The following is a 15,412-nucleotide window of genomic DNA, read 5'->3' on the forward strand; positions in this document are numbered from 1 at the left end:
CGCACCACCCATAAAGCGCATTTTTCTGCCGCTCTCACGTGGTGCGCCGTGACAAGACAGCTGACTGTGGGTCATATGGCCCTACTGCGATCAGAAGGCCGACGCTGTGTCGCCCTTCGCAGTAGGCCGAAAGGAACATGCCCATGCGGACTGCCCGCACCCTGTTCGCCTCAGCGGTCATGACCGCGGTCCTCGCGGTGGGCGCGCCCACCGCGACGGCCTCGTCCGCGGCCGGGGACAGCGCCACGGTCAGCGCCACCTCGGCACACCACGACGACGACCACGGCCGTCACCGGAGAGGGGACCGTGACCACGACCACCGCTGGTCCGACCATCGCGGGTCCGGCCACCGCTGGCACGGACGTCACCACCACAGGTGCAATCACCATCACCACAGGTACCACCACCGCCCGATGGGCGGTGTGCACGCCGGCGGCGGCGGCCTGAGGTCCCTCGACCGCTAAAGCGGTGGTCCGGCGCCGGGCCCGCACTGCTCCGCCCGACGGCCTGAACAGCCGGCCCGGCGGAGCAGCCGGCCTCGGCGCCCTCGACTTCCGCGCCGACAGCACCGAGCGGGTGCGGCAACAGTTTTGTTGCCGCACCCGCTTTGTCCATTCCGGGCACGTGGGAGGTCGGGTTCCAGAATGGTGACGCCCCCTCAAACACCAATGAGAACAGTGGAATTCGGGGCGGAAACCCAGCACGTACGACGACCTCCATGCCGGATACACATACGGCATAGGCGCATACGGCAAGGACGTAATACCTCGGGAGGCATAACTGGAACGTCTGCCCAGACCGTGTGCCCGGAAAGCAGCAGAAGATGCCCGGCGATCGCTCTCGTCCCTCGGCGGGGCGCAGCGGCGGCCCCCTCCACTCCAGCCGCTCCGCGGTCCGAGGCCCTTCCGCAAAACTTCTCCGTTTCCCGCCGGGTCTTGCGGGCACCGGAATGATGACGCCGACGAAGGGATCTCAAGATGAGCGCCGTGGAGAAGGCGAAGGCCAAGGCCGAGCAGACGACCGGGAAGGCCGAAAAGGACGTCGGCCGCACGGTCGGCAATGAGCGTCTCGAAGCGGACGGTGCGGTGCGGGAGTCCAAGGGGAACCTGCGCGACGCGAAGGAAAAGGGCAAGGACGCCCTCAAGGACTGACCCCGGTCGCAGGTCATGGGTGGGCGGGACCACGTACCCAGGTGGTCCCGCCCACCCATGACGTGTGCGAGCCGGCTGGGTCTCCAGGTGCTACTTCGCGAGCCAGGCCAGGTACCACGCACGGAAGCCGGGGCCGGGCACGATGCGGCCCCAGGTCATGTCGTCGAACCAGACCTGACCGGCGCACGGTCCGGTGACGACGAGACGGACGAATTCCCCGCACCCCGACTCGGCGATGACCAGCGACCCCGCCACTCTCGCCTGCTCCGCCTCCTCGTCGAAGCGCCCGGCCGGTTCGCGCCGCCACTCCGCCGAGAGCGGGAACGGCGTCGCCAGAAAGCCCGGGCGCCGGTCCTGTTCCTGCAGGTCGTCGACGGCGTCGTCGCTGTCGGGCGCCAGCGGCCCGTCGAGCGGCAGCAGTCCGTAGTCGGGACCGGCCCCGGAGCCTCCGACCCGGGCCAGGAAGTCACGGTAGGAGGCGGGCAGCCGGACGGCGTACCGCTCCTCGAAGGCACGGATCCCGGCTTCGGACAGCGGCCGTGCGAGCCGGTAGCGGTGCACCTCGGAACCGAACCGGGTGAGGTCCGGATCCAACCGGGCCAGCGCGTCGAGCCGGGCTCGTACGGCCTCCGCGTCCCAGCCCTCGGTCCCGTCGGCCACCGGCCCCTCGTCCCTCGCCACTTGCCGGCCCCTCCCCGCTTTCCCGTACGGGCCCCGCTGCCCCGTCACGCCTGCGGAACCCTACCGACGCGCCGGAGGCCGAGGGCCGGCGCATGCCTCGGCCGCAGCGATTCGCCGTGGCACGCCATGCCTGATAGGGAGGTGGCATGAGCGATATACCTCCGGTTCTGACCGTTACCGCCATCAGCACCATCGGCGTCACCGATGTTCACGACGAGAACGCGGACTCCTGGCTGGTGATCGAGACCGCCGAGCAGGGGCAGCTGCTGCTGAATCTTCCTGGCCCGATGTACCAGGCAGCAGTCCAGTCCACCAGGCTTCCGGCCGACCAGCCCGGTCCCGGCCGCCTCGCGCTCACCGACGCCGAGATCGCCGCCTACCGCGCCCACATCGCAGGCATCTCCCGCGCCGACTAGCGGTCGCCTGCGCCACCCGGCCTCCATGACACCACCACGGCGTCCTGGGGCCCCTACGCATGGGCTCCCCCACCCCATGCGCTCCTCGCACCTCCCCATCTCCGCGTCTCCGCATCTGCGCGTCACCGGCGCCGAGTCCGCGCCGTGATGACGAGCGGAGCACGGGCGAGGAGCCGGACGCCGCAAGAACCGGTGCAACGCCACGGACCCTCCGGCGGGCGGGCGACAATCGGACCTCACCGCGCTGATCCTCGGCCTGTGGATCCTGTTGACCCTCCTCGACGCCCATCGCGCGAACGACCTGGTCAACTTCGTGCATACGGTGGCCGGTTGGATCGCCGAGTGGTCGCACGATCCGTTCACCATGAACACCGATTGGGTGCGAACCGTGCTGAACTACGGGCTGCCCGCCGTGGTCTCTCTGCATCGGCCACATGCTCGCCGCCCGGCTCCACCACGCCTAGGGCCTGTCTTCAAAGTCCCGCCTGCCTTGCGGGCGAACGACGGGACTTTGAAGACAGGCCCTAGGGGGCGTCGTTCGACACCGACGGCCGAGGGCCCACGAAACCGTCAATCCGTCCCGGCCATCGCCGCGACGCGGCGGGCGAGCCGGGCGGCGGCCTCCCGCAGCTCCGGAGGCTCCAGCACCTCCGCCTCGAAGCCCAGCCGGGCCACGTGCACGGCGAGCCAGTCCAGGTCCTGCCCGCCGGCGATGAGCACGCACCACCCGTCGCGGTCGTCCTCGACGCGCCCCACCTGCGGCGGCACCAGCTCCCGCACCTGGTCGGGCCGGGCGTGCAACCGCACCCGGGCGAGATACCGGTACGGCGCCTCGGTCACGGACCGCTGCACGTAGGCGACCGGGTCCGGATGCTCCCTCGCCCGGAAGCGCCACGTCGTCGCCGCCACCTCGCGCATCCGGTCCAGCCGGAAGGTGCGCCAGTCGTCGCGGTCGACGTCCCGGGCCATCAGGTACCAGCGGCGGTCGGTGGCGACCATCCGCACCGGCTCGACCGTGCGCTCGCGCTCCCCGCCGTCGCGGCCGGCGTACCGGAACCGCACGCGTACGGCGTCACGACAGGCCCGCGCGAGCGTCACCAGCAGCTCCGCGTCGATCTCGACCCCGGGGTCGACGAGGGTCTCGGTGGCGGCGTGCACCGCCCGCACCTCGGCGCGCAGCCGGGGCGGCATCACCTGGTCGAGCTTCGCGAGCGCCCGCAGGGCCGCCTCGCCCGCCCCGGCCACCGTGCCGCCCGACGCCAGCCGCAGGGACACCGCCGTCGCGATCGCCTCCTCGTCGTCGAGGAGCAGCGGCGGCAGCCGGGTGCCCGCGCCGAGCTGGTAGCCACCGCCGACGCCCGCCGTCGCCCGCACGGGGTAGCCGACCGCGCGCAGCCGCTCCACGTCGCGGCGCACCGAGCGGTCGGTGACCCCCAGCTCGGCGGCGAGCTCGTTGGCGGTCCAGGACGCCCGGCGCTGCAACAGCGCCAGCAGCCGCAGCACCCGCTCGATCGTTGCCTCGACGGTCACGTCCTCATCATTCCACGATCACGGAACGAACCTGTCCGCTATATGCGGAAGGCTGAAGCCATGACCGACCAGAACTGGAACCTCTTGCTCCGCGACCAGCTCGCCTGGCACTGGACCCATCAGCTGCGCCCTCGCCTCGCCGGACTCACCGACGACGAGTACTTCTGGGAGCCGGCCCCCGACTGCTGGAGCGTGCGCCCGCGCGGCACCGGCACCGCACCGGTGCAGGCCGGCTCCGGCGCGATGACCATCGACTTCGCGATGCCGGAGCCCGACCCGCCCCCGTTCACGACGATCGCCTGGCGGCTCGGGCACGTGATCGTCGGCGTGCTCGCGATGCGCAACGCCTCGCACTTCGGTCGCGCGTCCACCGACTACCAGTCGTTCGAGTACGCCGCGACCGCGACCGCGGCGCTGGCCCAGCTCGACACGGAGTACGCCACGTGGCTGGCCGGGGTCGAGTCCCTCGGCGCATCCGGCCTCGCCCGCCCGTGCGGGGAGGCGGAGGGGCCGTACGCCGAGCGGTCGCTGGCAGAACTGGTGCTGCACATCCACCGCGAGCTGATCCACCATCTGGGCGAGGTGTGCCTGCTGCGCGACCTCCACCAGCACCTCCGCCCGCACACCCGACAGGAGACGAGCTGAGATGGCTCTCGACCTCCAGATCACCTTCGACTGCGCCGACCCGGCCGGGCTGTCCGCGTTCTGGGCCGAGGCCCTCGGCTACCGCCTGCAGGACCCGCCCGCGGGCTTCGCCTCGTGGGAAGAGGCCTTGACGGCGATGGGCGTGCCACCCGAGAGGCGCAACGACGCCTCGGCGGTGGTCGACCCCGAGGGCTCCGGGCCGCGACTGTTCTTCCAGCGGGTGCCGGAGAGCAAGCAGGCCAAGAATCGCGTGCACCTCGATGTGCGTGCCGCCCCCGGGCTCGCGGGCGACGCCCGGATGGCGGCCCTGGAGGCGGCCGCCGAACGACTCGTCTCCCACGGCGCGACCCGCCTCCGACGCACCGAGCCCGCTCCCCCGCTCGGCGCCGGCCACCTCGTGATGGCCGACCCCGAGGGCAACGAGTTCTGCCTGGACTGAGCTTGGCGTTCATGGTCCGGTGTCGAACGCGGATCGACACCGAGCACACGTTTCGCCTGTTCAAGCAGACGCTCGGGGGGACCAAACCCCGGCTCCGCGGCTCGGAGGCGGCCGACTGGTGGACCTTGCTGGTGGTCGCCGCCTACGCCCAGCTCCGACTTGCTCGACCGCTGGCTACCGGCCTCCGGCGGCCCTGGGAGAAACCGACCGAGCCGAACAAACCGACACCTGCGCGCGTCCGCAGGGGGTTCAGAAACCTGCACGCGAAGACCGGATCCCCAGCCGGTGCACCGAAACCTTCTCGCCCTGGCCCCGGCCGGCCACCGACCTCGAAGAACCACCACCCGGCCAGCCATCATGACGTGGGCAGAGTCCTTGCCACCGGCGAAGCGTTCAGCCGTCCCACCCACCACAAGGTGGGCACGAAGCCAAGACGGAAGGCTTGATTGGGTTCAGCTTTGGGAGTGCAGCACTGCATTGGCTGTGACGACAAAGGCGTCGCATGCGTGCTTAGCTGCTTCGCCACGTTGGAGCATGTCAGACCGGCTATCGGTCGCGATGATCGCGACGGTTAGCTCCAGTACGGCAGTAGCCTGGTCGGCGAGTTCCCGCACGTCCTGCCGGTTGCTGGCAAGTTTGAGTCGGCAGGCACTGCTCCGGGTTTCGACATACAGCCGATAGGACTCAGTTCGAGCGGCTGTCGCCGCTTCCCCGTCAGGGTCTTCGTGCCGACGTAGCCAACGGTCGAGCTGGGCACGACGGTAGTCCTCAGAGAGCCCGATGAAGTCGGCACAGCGGTCGAACAACCGATCGTGTTGTCGTTGGTCCTGCGCGCGGCTCTCGGCCCTATAGAAGGCCTTCTCCTGGTAGCGGTGTGCTACGACTACGCCAAGCAATGTGCCCATAACAGCCAGGGCTCCGGCGACGATCCCCTCCACTGCACCAGAGCACTACATGACGGGTTGACGCCACGAGCCACTATTTGGACATTTCTCGTGATCAGCTGCAATCACCCCAAAGATGCTGATGTGGCTCAAGCTTGCTCGTGAGGGCTCTCGGTGAAGCGACGGGGCGTTAAACAACAAGCTGAGTACCTGTTCCTGATCCCGAGTCATCGTTCGCGGATGAGGCCCTCCGACGACTCGTCGGAGGGAAGGGGCACCCACTCGGCATGATGGAACGATGACCGAAGCCCTGGCTCCTGTGGTTGCCGCCGGCCGGATGAGCCGGTCGGCGCAGCCCTCGTTCGTGCTGCGTGGCCGGATGCAACTGCGTCCCTGGCAGGGGAGCGATGCTCTCGTACTGGCCGAGTCGTGTCTGGACCCCGACATTCAACAGTGGAACCGTCCGGGCCGACTGACCGTCGACGAAGCCCAGGAAAAGATCGCCCGGTGGCGGGGCCGATGGCACAGCGAGAAGGCGGCGATCTGGGCCGTCGCGCCGGGGGACGGCGGGGCGGCTGTCGGGCTGATCGGCCTGGCCGACCTCGACCTGCGAGGTGGCAGTGGCGAGTTTCTCTACTGGCTGCTGCCGGCCGGCCGCGGAGGCGGAGTCATGGTCGACGCCACCGTCAGGATCAGCCGATGGGCCTTCGAGGAGCTCGGACTCCACCGCCTGCGCATCACGCACTCCGTGGCCAACCCGGCGTCCTGCCGGGTCGCCACCAGGGCCGGTTTCCGCCTGGAAGGCACGATGCGCAGCGCACTCCTGCACGCCGACGGCTGGCACGACGAGCATCTCCACGCCCGTGTCCAGGACGACCCCTGGCCCTCGTAGCCTCGGTATCGAGGGAGCACTGGGGTGTCTGCGGGGAAGGCGATCGGGAGCGCCTCCAGCCCCGTACCGAGAGACAGCCCCGGCCGTCAGCCCATGCTTGCCCACCCCTGAGAACCCGGGTAGGGAACTGTGGCTCGCGGCGCGTGCGTCAGACACAGTCGTGACGACTTTCCAGACCGTGCTGCGCACGGCGAACCTTGACGACCTGGACGCGATCACAGACCTGCACACTCAGGCCCGCACCGCGTACTACCAGGCAGGTGGGCTGTCAGTGTCGGAGCTCGTCTCCTCTGAAGCTCGCTCTCGCCGACGGGAGGCTTGGATGCGTGCCCTCCGAGCCGACGCCAAGACGGTGGTGTGCGCCATCGGAGGCGGCGAAGTGGTGGGCACCTTGGCGATGGGCCCTCCGCTGGAGGCTGACGTGGATGCCGCAACTGTCGGCCAGCTCTACCAAATCCACGTCCGCCCCAGCCGTTGGGGGCAGGGCGTCGGCGGCCGGCTGCACACTGCGTTCGTTCAGTTCCTCCGAGATGGGTCGCTTGCCACGGGGCTGCTCGAAGCGTGGGAGGGCAACAGTCGGGCTCAAGGCTTCTATGCCCGGCACGGATGGAAGCCGGACGGGCACCATCGGCCCGGCCCGGGTAACGCGAGCTACGTTCGCCTGTGTCTCGACCTGGATCCCGCTCCTTGACCCCGCCGTAAGGGTCGGGCCGCCGGGCGCCCCGTCGGGCCCTCCGTCGCTCCCGTCCGTCCTCCGTGGGCGTCCCGCTCAGCCGAGGACGAGCGGCAGTTTCGTGGCCAGCGCGCCGAGTTCGGCCTGTTCGTCCTCGGTCGGTGCGCGGCGGCCGGTGCCGACGAGGAGGGCGTCCTTGTCGGTGAACGATGCGGGGAACGCGGCGTCGGCGATCTCTTCCAGCATCGTGCGGGACCGGGCCAGGCATTCCGTGGGCGGTTGCGGCGCCTCCGGGAGGTGGGCGATCAGGTCGAGGTGGTGCAGCGTCCATTCCAGGACGTACGCGCTGAGGTAGTCGCCCACGGTGAGGACCTCGTCCTGGGTGCTCACCCGGGCGCCGGGGTCGGCGAGTCGGGCCGCGCGTCCGGCGGCGGAGCCGACGTCGTCGAGGTGGAACGTGAGCAGGCGCGGGTCCTCGTACGCGGCGGCCAGCCGGACGGTCAGCGCGTCGAGCGGGTCGTCGCCGGTCGGCGGGTGGTCCGCGACGCTCCAGTAGGTCACCGCGTCGACGGTCGGGGCCGTTTCGGCGGGCGTGGCCAGGGTGATCAGGACGTCCTGCGCGTCGATGATCAGGTGGCACACGAGGTCCCGTACGAGCCAGCCGGTGCAGCCGGACGGCCGCTCGAAGTCCTTGTCCGGGAGTGCGGCGACCGCCGTGCGCAACGCCGTCCAGGAGCATGAGAAGAGGTCCACCTCGGCAAGGTAGTGCGGTGCCGGAGGGGCGGACAAGCGTATTCGGGTGGCCGCGGGCGAGGACGGAACGCGCCGTGGCCGCGGGCCGCGGACCGCGGACCGCGATCGGTTCGTGCTCCGGGGCCTGCGGGCCCCGTCTCCGCCGAAGAGATGGGGCCGCACGCATCCGGGTCAGGCGTGGTAGCCGATGTAGCCGTTGCCGTCGGGGTCGGATCCTCGCTGGGTGTAGGAGTGGACGTCCGAGCGGCTGCCGGAGGGCTTGTAGAGGTAGACCGTGTCGCGGTCGTTGTTCCACAGGAAGTTGCAGTTGTCGCGGTAGACGACGTTGCGCTGGTCGGAATCGGTGCCGTGGCCGCCGCGGAGCCTCACATAGTCACCGGGCTGGAGGTAATGGCTTGCGGTGAAGGTGAAGCGGTTGCCGGTGGCGTCCTTGACCACGCAGCCCTTGAGGTTGATGGTCGCCGAGGGCGAGTAGTTCTTGATCGTCAGGTACTCCTCGTCGGTGTTGCCGGAGGAGCAGCTGTTGGAGTCCCGGCCGGGCGCGTCGTACTGGACTCCGCGGACCTTCAACGCCGAGTGGTACTCGGCGGCCTGGGCCGGGGTGGCGACGGAGCAGGCCAGCGCGCCGGCAACGAGGGCAGCGGCGGTCATGGGGCGCATACGCAAGGGAGATCCCCCTCCATGGTGATGGAAATGTGTGGCATGTGAAGGACTCGCGAAGGCCTGCGATGGTTGCACGGTTAACTACATTGGTGACGGCCCAGGTCATGGGGCCGCGGCAACCGGTGCCTGGGTCCCCTGCGTCGATCCAGACATGTCCACCGTGAGCACCCTGCTGCGGCAGGCCCTCCTCTTCGCCTGGCTCGAGACGCGCTGCTGCGCCTTCGCCATCGCCCTGCTGTCGGGCGTGGCCGTGTCCCGGGCGCTGCCGCAGCTGCCCATCGCCCGATACGACCTGCTGGTCGTCTACGGGGTGCTGCTGACCGTGGTGTTCCTGGCCTGCCGCTGGGAGAGCGGGCGGGACCTCGCGGTCATCGCGGTGTGCCATGTGATCGGGCTGGCCTTTGAGGTGGTGAAGGTCGCCCTGGGGTCCTGGAGCTATCCGGAGCCGGCCGTGCTGAAGTTCGCCGGCGTACCTCTCTACGGCGGCTTCCTCTACGCCGCGGTCGGCAGCTATGTCTGCCGCGCCTGGCAGGTGATGGACCTGGAGCTGAGCCGCTACCGCGCCGGAGCGACCTCGGTGGTGGCCGCGGCGGTCTACGCGAACTTCTTCAGCCATCACTGGCTCCCGGACCTGCGCTGGCCCCTCGCCGTCGCGCTGCTCGCGGCCACGGCCGGGACACAGGTGAAGTTCACCGTCGGGCACACCCGTCACCGCATGCCGCTTGCGCTCGGCTTCGCCCTGATCGGCTTCTTCCTGTGGCTGGCGGAGAACATCGCCACCTACCTGGGCGCCTGGCGCTACCCCGACCAGCTGCACGGCTGGCAGCCCGTCGCCGTGGAGAAGATCGGAGCCTGGGCGCTCCTGATCAGCGTGACCTTCGTCCTGGTCGCCTGGGCCAAGGGCAAGCACGCCCCGGGCGAGCGGGCCGCCCGCTGAGGCCCCTCATGTGCGCGGCAGCAACGACCCCAGCGGCCCGAGATCGAGGTTGAGGTCTTCGAGGCGCAGGCCGTGCTGGTCGCACAGCTCGGTCATCCGCTCCTCCAGGTGCATCAGCGTCTCGCCGATCTGCTCGACCTGCGCGTCGTTCAGGTCTCCCTGCTCCACCCGGCGGATCGCCTGCCGTTCCATCAGCTGCCGCAGCAGCTCCACCACGGTGAGCACCAACGAGACCAGGTCGCGGCCCATCTGCTCCCGGTCGACGTCGAACCTGCTCTCGCGCGGGCCGGTGTGTTCCGTCACAGCGGCCCCGAGTCCGGCCACGGCGCGGGCACGCGTTCGCTGACCGACGACAGCAGCGCATGCAGGGAGAGCCGCACCAGGGGTACGTCCGCGATGGCGATGACCAGGTCCCCGCTGATGACGACCCCGGTGGACAGGACCCGGTCGAGCAGGTCGACCAACGGGACGCCGATGGGTCCGGTGAGCGGCCCCGGCGTCTCCCAGGGGACGGGCTGCAGGGTGGACACGGCTCACACCTCCCCGACGAAGGAGTACGGGGCCCAGGGGCCGGACACCTCGACCTCGGCTCCGGTGCGGTGCCGCAGGTCCTCCACGGCGTCGAGCAGTCGCTTCGCGCGCTCGGCCGGCATCAGGTAGGTGGCGTTCAGGACCTGCAGCCGGTGCTTCTCCCCCGTCATCTCCAAAGAGTGCGGGCGCAGTCGGCGGGTCGCGGTGGCCAGGCGGGTCAGGGCCGCATCGATGTCCTCGGCGGTCCGCAGTGCTCGGTCGTGGTGCTGCTCGCGCGCCTGGTGCAGCCCGCGCTTGCGTTCCAGGTAGGCGCGGCCCGCTCCCCCTGGCGCACTGCCGCCGCCCGGGAGGAGCGCCGCAGGGGCAGTCGGCGCCGAGGGCGTACGGGCAGCGGCGGGGAGGTAGGCCTTCACTCCCCATTCGGCGTGGTTCTCGATGCGATCGAGCGCTGCGGTGAAGCGGTCCGTGTCGGCTTCCAGCGCCTCTCGCGCGCGTTCGTCCCCCCGGTAGAGGGTGGCCAGCGCCAGCGGCGCCGTCGGGCCGCAGGCGGCGACCGCGGTCACCACTTCGTGGTGGGCGCGTGCGCAGTGTTCCAGCGCCGCGCGGTCCGAAAGCCGCCGCTGCCAGGCCTCCTCGGTGAACTCGGCGGCGGGCACGTGCTGGACGACCGCCGTGAGGGGCCCGAAGCGCAGACCGCGCACGGGGAAGCCTTCGGCGAGACCGGCGAGGTCCGTGAGGGCGGCCGGGTCGAGCCGCCGGCACACGGCGAAGACGTAGGTCGAGGTGGCGCTCACCGGGGTGGCCGGCTGTTTCGTCGTCATGTGCCCGCCCCTGCCGTGTCCTTCGTCCGGGAGGAGGACGAGTCCGAGGACGCATCACCGTCCTCGGCGGACTCCAGGGCTTCCACCCGCTCGCGCAGCCGGCGGTTCTCGTCCCGCAGCTCGTTCCGGGCCGCCTTGGAGCTGAGGGCGGGGTCGGTCTCCCACCAGTCGATTCCGGCCTTCCTGGCCGTCTCCACCGACGCGACGAACAGCCGCAGCCTGATGGTGAGGAGCTCGATGTCGAGGAGGTCGATCTTGATGTCACCGGCGATGACGATCCCCTTGTCGAGGACCCGTTCGAGGATGTCGGCGAGGTTCGAGGTGGTCGGGCCGTGGGTGGGAGGAGCGTCCCGTCTCTGGTCGATGTCGGTCACGTGTCACTCCTTCCTCTGCGGGCCGGGCAGCAGCGGCGAGCCGGACTCCGGTACGTCCGTCGAAGGGGGCGCGGCTCCCGGCTCGCGCGGTCCCTCAGCGCTCGTACAGCAGGTCGAGCAGTTGCTCCTCTTCGTGTTCGAATGCCTCTTGGGCGAGGTGACCGGATTCGAATTCATGGTTCAGCGCGGCGAGCCGGGCGCGGATCACGGACGGATCGTGCAGCTCGCGGTCGGCCGCCTGGGCGAGCTGATCGGCCACCCAGACCACCCCTCGTACGGGTGCGAGCGGCAGCGTGAGCACGCCGCTGATCAGCCCCATCTCACCCTCCGGCCCGGCCCGCGAGCGCGCGCGGTTCGAGGAAGCTGTAGCAGGGCAGCGGGCCCGCGATCCGGAGTACGACGCGGTCGCTGTGGTGCCGGGCGAGCCGCTCCGCCTCGGCGGTGAAGCCGGCGCTGTCGCCCCGGTCCACCAGGAACGACATATTGACCTGGCACCCGGACACGTCCGGCCCTGCGGTGACCGCATGGGCCCGGGGCGTCAGCGCACGCACGATCTCGTGGCCGGCTTCGGCGGCCCGGCGCGCCAGCGCCGTGGCCACCGCCTCTCCGAGCCGCAGATTCGCCTCGTAGCCGGGCCGTCGGCGCACCGTCTCGCGCAGGCCGCGGATGGTCGCGTCCCCTTGGACGAGCGCGGCGAGCGAATCGTCGGCGGGCAGCGCCTTGAGGTTGATCTCGACCCTGCCCGCGAGGTCCTCCAGGGCCGCCAGATGGCGCTCCTCGGCGTCCGAGAGCTGTCGGCGGACCACCGTCTCGTCCGGTGCGACCATCCCGAACCGCATGGGCAGGACGGGCCCGTCGTCGGCCAGGGTCAGCAGCAGTTCCTGGTGGGCCATGAGGTCGCGGCGACGGGCGCGCAGTTGCGGCGGCGCCTGGCTCACGACCGCGGCGACCCGCCCCTCGTCGAGGCGCTCCACCACGCCTGGGGGATCCCCCACTCCGCCCAGGCCCAAGGGCAACGGGTGGTCGGCCCGGACAATGGCGTAGACGTAGATGCCGTCCTCCGTCACTGGTCAGTCCTCCTCTGAGCGCCGTCGGCGGGAAGCGGCTCCGGAGCGGGTGGAACTGCTGCGCCGCCGCCGCTGTGGCTGCGCCTCCTCCTCGGATTCGTCCTCCGAGTCGTCGCCCCCGCCCACCACCGAGCGGACGGTGTCGCCGAGGGACGAGGCGGCTTTCTTGGCCTTGCTCTTCCCGATGCTCTTGGCGGCCTGGCCGCCGAAGAGCTCGGGGACCGTGACACTGCCCGAATCGTGCTCCAGATCCAGCCGGTTGCACGCCTCCGCGAATCGCAGGTACGTATCGACGCTGGCCACCACGATGCGGGCATCGATCTTGAGGATCTCGATCCCGACCAGGGACACCCGTATGAACACATCGATGACCATGCCCCGGTCCAGGATGAGTTCCATCACGTCGTAGAGCGTTCCCGCCCTGGGCGGGCAGGGAATTACCTCGCCGGACAGTCCTGAATAGGTCGTCGTGGCCATCTGGGGTGCCTTTCCGCTGGTCAGTGCGTGTTCACTGGTCGGCCGCACCTCGTCGATAGCGGTGGGTCCGGTAGTACTCGAGCAGCTCGCCGTCGTCGTCGAGCTTCACCTCGTAGGTCGCGAGCAGGCTCGTGGTATCCGGGATCCGCGCCAGCTCCAGCACATCCACCTCGACACACCAGCCGTCGTCGGTCCGCCGTACCGCAGAAACACCTTCCACGCGCTGGCTGATCAGGCTCTGCAGCAGTTCGGCGCCCCGACGGGCCACCGCTCCGGGATCGCTGTCCGGCGTCTTCCTGTGCTTCCGGGCAGCCGTGGACGACCGAACCCGCGTGCGGGATTGTTCTGCCATACGTCAAGTCTCATCGCCTTCCCGGCCGGTGCATCTCCAGCGGGACCAAATGATGTGATCCGGGCGGCGCACCACGACGGAATGCCTCCCGGTTCCGAGGCGGAACCGGGAGGCATTCGTTCATGACACGTGTCGTACGGGTTCAGCTGATCAGCGGGGGAACGAGGACACGTTCGCGGGCCAGGGACGTGGAGGTGGTCTCGCCGTACAGCACGACCTTTCCTCCGGGCCAGCGGGCGATCAGGTCGTCCTGGCGCGTGCCGCCGCCGAAGGCACCGACGGTGACGAGGCTGCTGTCGCGCCAGACGGACTTCGCGGGCTGCATCCGGCGTTCCGCGGCCAGGCCCTTGGCGGCGATGTTCTCGTAGGCGGTGACCTCGCCGTCGGTCCACGCGGCGATCAGGTCCTGGTCGCCGGTGGTGGCGCGGAGGTCGCCGGTGGCGATATCGCGGGCGTGCGGCCACGTCTTGTTGCGCTTGACGAGCTGCTTCTGTGCGTGCAGACCCCTGCCGTCGACGTTGGTGTAGAGGGTCACCTCGCCGTCGGACCAGCGCACCACGAGGTCGTCGCGCCGTGTGTTGCCGCCGCCGAAGCGGCCGGCGGTGATGCCGTAGGCGTGCGTCCAGGTGTCGTTGGCGGCCTTGAGCTGGACCTCGTGGGTGAGCTTGTTGGTCTGGTCGACGTCCTTGAAGAGGCTCAGCCTGCCGTTGGCCCAGCGGACGAGGAGGTCGTCGGTGTGGTTGCCGGTGAACTCGCCCGCGGTGACCTTCGCCTGCTTCCAGGGCGTGTTCTTCTTGACGAGCTGGATGTCCTTGCCGAAGCCGTACCCGCCGTTGCCGGGGTAGAGGGAGACCTCCCCGTCGGACCAGCGCACGAGCAGGTCGCTGGTGCCGTTGCGCACCGAGTCGGTGTGGAACCGGCCGGTGGCCAGGGCCGTGGCGTGCTGCCACGTGGCGGCGCTGCCGAGGGGGTTGACGGTGTCCGGCGCCGCGTCGTCGACCGCCTGGTGGTAGAGGCGGAAGACGTCGTTGTCGAACTGCGAGGTGTAGGAGGTGTCGGCGTTCGGTCCACCGGTCTTGTAGCCGCCTATGGCGCCGACGAGGTTGCCGCGGCTGCCGTCGAAGCCCTCAAGGAAGGGACCGCCGCTGACGCCGGTGCGATAGCCGGCGCAGTTGATCTCCATGAACCGGCCCTGGAACGCCTTGGTGTCGTTCCTGCACTGCAGCGGCGTCTTCTGACCACCGGGGTAGCCGATGAGCGTGATGTCGCGGCGGGCCAGTTTCGTGGCGGGAACGGCGGTGAGGGTGTTGCCGCGGCCGACGGCGTCCTCCAGCAGTTGCCCCTGGGAGTTGGGCCCGACGCGCAGGACGGCGAAGTCCACATCGTCGCTGGGCGACGAGGACAGGTACCGGCTGTCGATCCAGACCTTGCCCTGCTGCATCGGGAAGATGCCGTAGGGGGTCTCCCCGCTCTGGCCGGTCTGGGAGGCCCCGGCGCGGTAGCCGGGCACGAACGCGACATTGCGGTAGGGCTTGTCGCTCTTCATGCAGTGTCCGGCCGTGAGGATCAGACTCTTGGTCGGCGAGGTGACGGCACTGGCGCTGCAGAACTGGTTGGGGGTGGGCGATCCGTCGTCGTTGCGGATCAGGAACACCCCGACCGTGGCGACTCCGGCATCCGCCGGATGGCTGGGCTCGGACCGCGAGCCGCTGCCCGCCGCACCGGCGCCACGCCGCAGGCCCTGCGCCTTCTCGGCGTCACGCACCGCGTCCACCGGGACGGCGGAGCGGATGCGCTCAGGTGTCCAGTAGCGCTCCGCCTCCTGAGCCTTGCGGATCTCCTCCGGCGTCACACCCGGGGAGGGCGTCGCCGTACCGTCCGGTGACGGGGTCGTCGGGGCGGCGGTGGAACCGGATGCCGGGCGGTCGCCCGGCAGCGACCGGTAGGAACCGTGGTAGGTGATCGCGTCCGCCGCCACCGGTGCCGGGTCGTGCGCGGCGGCAGCGGGGACAGCGAGGACGAGCGAGGCGCAGGCGCCGATGACGGCGGCGCGCCCCCAGGGTATTCGTTTCATGAGCCTGTCTGTGGGAGAGGTGGCATCGATGCGGGTGTCGGCCGACGCCGTC

Annotated in this window: 22 protein-coding genes and 2 pseudogenes; 10 read left to right on the top strand and 14 right to left on the bottom strand. The window is 70.2% G+C overall.

Translation table 11 applies throughout. From position 1 onward, the window contains the following. The first annotated feature begins 143 nt into the window (after positions 1 to 143). Both Scani_RS19730 and Scani_RS19735 read left to right on the top strand, forming a co-directional pair. Positions 144 to 464 (top strand): hypothetical protein, encoded by a 321-nt coding sequence (locus Scani_RS19730; protein WP_159478095.1) that lies wholly within the window; start codon positions 144 to 146, stop codon positions 462 to 464. 513 nt (positions 465 to 977) lie between these two features. Beyond that, positions 978 to 1,151 carry a CsbD family protein gene (locus Scani_RS19735; protein WP_159478098.1) on the top strand — a complete coding sequence of 58 codons (174 nt, stop codon included), beginning with the start codon at positions 978 to 980 and terminating at the stop codon, positions 1,149 to 1,151. Between the two features lie 90 nt (positions 1,152 to 1,241). Here Scani_RS19735 and Scani_RS19740 read toward each other — a convergent pair whose 3' ends face one another. Then, entirely contained in the window at positions 1,242 to 1,832 is a 591-nt protein-coding gene (locus Scani_RS19740) for an SMI1/KNR4 family protein (RefSeq protein ID WP_159478101.1), read from the bottom strand. Positions 1,833 to 1,978: 146 nt separating this feature from the next. Here Scani_RS19740 and Scani_RS19745 point away from each other — a divergent pair, with 146 nt between their 5' ends. Next, the gene (locus Scani_RS19745; RefSeq protein WP_159478103.1) at positions 1,979 to 2,248 is read left to right on the top strand and encodes a hypothetical protein; all 270 of its coding nucleotides are present in this window, start codon (positions 1,979 to 1,981) and stop codon (positions 2,246 to 2,248) included. A gap of 244 nt (positions 2,249 to 2,492) precedes the next feature. Then, positions 2,493 to 2,712, top strand: a pseudogene (locus tag Scani_RS42185) (hypothetical protein). Positions 2,713 to 2,818: 106 nt separating this feature from the next. Here Scani_RS42185 and Scani_RS19750 read toward each other — a convergent pair. Further along, positions 2,819 to 3,778 (bottom strand): helix-turn-helix transcriptional regulator, encoded by a 960-nt coding sequence (locus Scani_RS19750; protein ID WP_159478106.1) that lies wholly within the window; start codon positions 3,776 to 3,778, stop codon positions 2,819 to 2,821. Positions 3,779 to 3,838: 60 nt separating this feature from the next. On the opposite strand from Scani_RS19750, the gene Scani_RS19755 reads away from it, so the two are divergent. From Scani_RS19755 to Scani_RS41100, 3 genes and pseudogenes are all read left to right on the top strand, one after another. Then, the gene (locus tag Scani_RS19755; RefSeq protein WP_159478109.1) at positions 3,839 to 4,423 is read left to right on the top strand and encodes a DinB family protein; all 585 of its coding nucleotides are present in this window, start codon (positions 3,839 to 3,841) and stop codon (positions 4,421 to 4,423) included. Position 4,424: 1 nt separating this feature from the next. Continuing rightward, positions 4,425 to 4,862 carry a VOC family protein gene (locus Scani_RS19760; RefSeq protein ID WP_159478112.1) on the top strand — a complete coding sequence of 146 codons (438 nt, stop codon included), beginning with the start codon at positions 4,425 to 4,427 and terminating at the stop codon, positions 4,860 to 4,862. A 29-nt stretch (positions 4,863 to 4,891) separates the two neighbouring features. Continuing rightward, positions 4,892 to 5,308 (top strand): annotated as a pseudogene (locus tag Scani_RS41100) (NF041680 family putative transposase); the annotation flags it as partial. A 6-nt stretch (positions 5,309 to 5,314) separates the two neighbouring features. On the opposite strand, the gene kilB reads toward Scani_RS41100, so the two are convergent. Then, entirely contained in the window at positions 5,315 to 5,800 is a 486-nt protein-coding gene (kilB, locus tag Scani_RS19765; RefSeq protein WP_159478115.1) for a plasmid transfer protein KilB, read from the bottom strand. 244 nt (positions 5,801 to 6,044) lie between these two features. Here kilB and Scani_RS19770 point away from each other — a divergent pair, with 244 nt between their 5' ends. Beyond that, complete coding sequence (locus tag Scani_RS19770) at positions 6,045 to 6,638, top strand: GNAT family N-acetyltransferase (protein ID WP_159478118.1); 594 nt, start codon at positions 6,045 to 6,047, stop codon at positions 6,636 to 6,638. Positions 6,639 to 6,798: 160 nt separating this feature from the next. Next, positions 6,799 to 7,329, top strand: a complete 531-nt coding sequence (locus Scani_RS19775; RefSeq protein ID WP_246296033.1) for a GNAT family N-acetyltransferase — start codon at positions 6,799 to 6,801, stop codon at positions 7,327 to 7,329. Between the two features lie 78 nt (positions 7,330 to 7,407). Here the strand turns inward: Scani_RS19775 and Scani_RS19780 are convergent, their stop codons facing one another. Beyond that, positions 7,408 to 8,064 carry a maleylpyruvate isomerase N-terminal domain-containing protein gene (locus tag Scani_RS19780; RefSeq protein WP_159478121.1) on the bottom strand — a complete coding sequence of 219 codons (657 nt, stop codon included), beginning with the start codon at positions 8,062 to 8,064 and terminating at the stop codon, positions 7,408 to 7,410. 171 nt (positions 8,065 to 8,235) lie between these two features. Then, positions 8,236 to 8,724, bottom strand: a complete 489-nt coding sequence (locus tag Scani_RS19785) for a lamin tail domain-containing protein (protein ID WP_174872727.1) — start codon at positions 8,722 to 8,724, stop codon at positions 8,236 to 8,238. Positions 8,725 to 8,878: 154 nt separating this feature from the next. Here Scani_RS19785 and Scani_RS19790 point away from each other — a divergent pair, with 154 nt between their 5' ends. Next, on the top strand, positions 8,879 to 9,664 hold the full coding sequence (locus Scani_RS19790) for a DUF817 domain-containing protein (protein ID WP_159478127.1): 786 nt from the start codon (positions 8,879 to 8,881) through the stop codon (positions 9,662 to 9,664). Between the two features lie 6 nt (positions 9,665 to 9,670). On the opposite strand, the gene Scani_RS19795 is transcribed toward Scani_RS19790, so the two are convergent. From Scani_RS19795 to Scani_RS19835, 9 genes are all read right to left on the bottom strand, one after another. After that, complete coding sequence (locus Scani_RS19795) at positions 9,671 to 9,913, bottom strand: gas vesicle protein K (RefSeq protein ID WP_246296415.1); 243 nt, start codon at positions 9,911 to 9,913, stop codon at positions 9,671 to 9,673. Positions 9,914 to 9,963: 50 nt separating this feature from the next. Next, on the bottom strand, positions 9,964 to 10,194 hold the full coding sequence (locus Scani_RS19800; RefSeq protein ID WP_174872728.1) for a gas vesicle protein: 231 nt from the start codon (positions 10,192 to 10,194) through the stop codon (positions 9,964 to 9,966). Between the two features lie 3 nt (positions 10,195 to 10,197). Then, entirely contained in the window at positions 10,198 to 11,016 is an 819-nt protein-coding gene (locus Scani_RS19805) for a GvpL/GvpF family gas vesicle protein (protein ID WP_159478133.1), read from the bottom strand. Further along, complete coding sequence (locus Scani_RS19810; protein WP_159478136.1) at positions 11,013 to 11,390, bottom strand: gas vesicle protein; 378 nt, start codon at positions 11,388 to 11,390, stop codon at positions 11,013 to 11,015. Before Scani_RS19810 ends, Scani_RS19805 begins: the two co-directional genes overlap by 4 nt. Positions 11,391 to 11,484: 94 nt before the next feature. Next, entirely contained in the window at positions 11,485 to 11,709 is a 225-nt protein-coding gene (locus Scani_RS19815) for a gas vesicle protein GvpG (protein ID WP_159478139.1), read from the bottom strand. A gap of 1 nt (position 11,710) precedes the next feature. After that, complete coding sequence (locus Scani_RS19820; RefSeq protein ID WP_159478141.1) at positions 11,711 to 12,457, bottom strand: GvpL/GvpF family gas vesicle protein; 747 nt, start codon at positions 12,455 to 12,457, stop codon at positions 11,711 to 11,713. 3 nt (positions 12,458 to 12,460) lie between these two features. Beyond that, positions 12,461 to 12,934, bottom strand: coding sequence for a gas vesicle protein GvpJ (gvpJ, locus tag Scani_RS19825; protein WP_159478144.1), 474 nt, complete (start codon positions 12,932 to 12,934; stop codon positions 12,461 to 12,463). Between the two features lie 31 nt (positions 12,935 to 12,965). Then, complete coding sequence (locus tag Scani_RS19830; RefSeq protein WP_159478146.1) at positions 12,966 to 13,286, bottom strand: gas vesicle protein GvpO; 321 nt, start codon at positions 13,284 to 13,286, stop codon at positions 12,966 to 12,968. Between the two features lie 142 nt (positions 13,287 to 13,428). Further along, the gene (locus tag Scani_RS19835; protein WP_159478149.1) at positions 13,429 to 15,360 is read right to left on the bottom strand and encodes a trypsin-like serine peptidase; all 1,932 of its coding nucleotides are present in this window, start codon (positions 15,358 to 15,360) and stop codon (positions 13,429 to 13,431) included. Positions 15,361 to 15,412: the final 52 nt, after the last annotated feature.

Origin of the sequence: Streptomyces caniferus (assembly GCF_009811555.1) — a bacterium.
Classification (GTDB): Bacteria; Actinomycetota; Actinomycetes; order Streptomycetales; family Streptomycetaceae; genus Streptomyces; species Streptomyces caniferus.

What these genes read in the sequence shown, in the direction of transcription:
- Scani_RS19760 (WP_159478112.1), top strand. Translation starts at nt 4,425, where the DNA reads ATGGCTCTCGACCTCCAGATCACCTTCGACTGCGCCGACCCGGCCGGG.
- Scani_RS19805 (WP_159478133.1), bottom strand. Translation starts at nt 11,016, where the DNA reads ATGACGACGAAACAGCCGGCCACCCCGGTGAGCGCCACCTCGACCTAC.
- Scani_RS19730 (WP_159478095.1), top strand. Translation starts at nt 144, where the DNA reads ATGCGGACTGCCCGCACCCTGTTCGCCTCAGCGGTCATGACCGCGGTC.
- Scani_RS19815 (WP_159478139.1), bottom strand. Translation starts at nt 11,709, where the DNA reads ATGGGGCTGATCAGCGGCGTGCTCACGCTGCCGCTCGCACCCGTACGA.
- Scani_RS19835 (WP_159478149.1), bottom strand. Translation starts at nt 15,360, where the DNA reads ATGAAACGAATACCCTGGGGGCGCGCCGCCGTCATCGGCGCCTGCGCC.
- Scani_RS19770 (WP_159478118.1), top strand. Translation starts at nt 6,045, where the DNA reads ATGACCGAAGCCCTGGCTCCTGTGGTTGCCGCCGGCCGGATGAGCCGG.
- Scani_RS19785 (WP_174872727.1), bottom strand. Translation starts at nt 8,724, where the DNA reads ATGCGCCCCATGACCGCCGCTGCCCTCGTTGCCGGCGCGCTGGCCTGC.
- Scani_RS19795 (WP_246296415.1), bottom strand. Translation starts at nt 9,913, where the DNA reads ATGGGCCGCGACCTGGTCTCGTTGGTGCTCACCGTGGTGGAGCTGCTG.
- Scani_RS19735 (WP_159478098.1), top strand. Translation starts at nt 978, where the DNA reads ATGAGCGCCGTGGAGAAGGCGAAGGCCAAGGCCGAGCAGACGACCGGG.
- Scani_RS19755 (WP_159478109.1), top strand. Translation starts at nt 3,839, where the DNA reads ATGACCGACCAGAACTGGAACCTCTTGCTCCGCGACCAGCTCGCCTGG.
- Scani_RS19790 (WP_159478127.1), top strand. Translation starts at nt 8,879, where the DNA reads ATGTCCACCGTGAGCACCCTGCTGCGGCAGGCCCTCCTCTTCGCCTGG.
- Scani_RS19745 (WP_159478103.1), top strand. Translation starts at nt 1,979, where the DNA reads ATGAGCGATATACCTCCGGTTCTGACCGTTACCGCCATCAGCACCATC.
- gvpJ (WP_159478144.1), bottom strand. Translation starts at nt 12,934, where the DNA reads ATGGCCACGACGACCTATTCAGGACTGTCCGGCGAGGTAATTCCCTGC.
- Scani_RS19830 (WP_159478146.1), bottom strand. Translation starts at nt 13,286, where the DNA reads ATGGCAGAACAATCCCGCACGCGGGTTCGGTCGTCCACGGCTGCCCGG.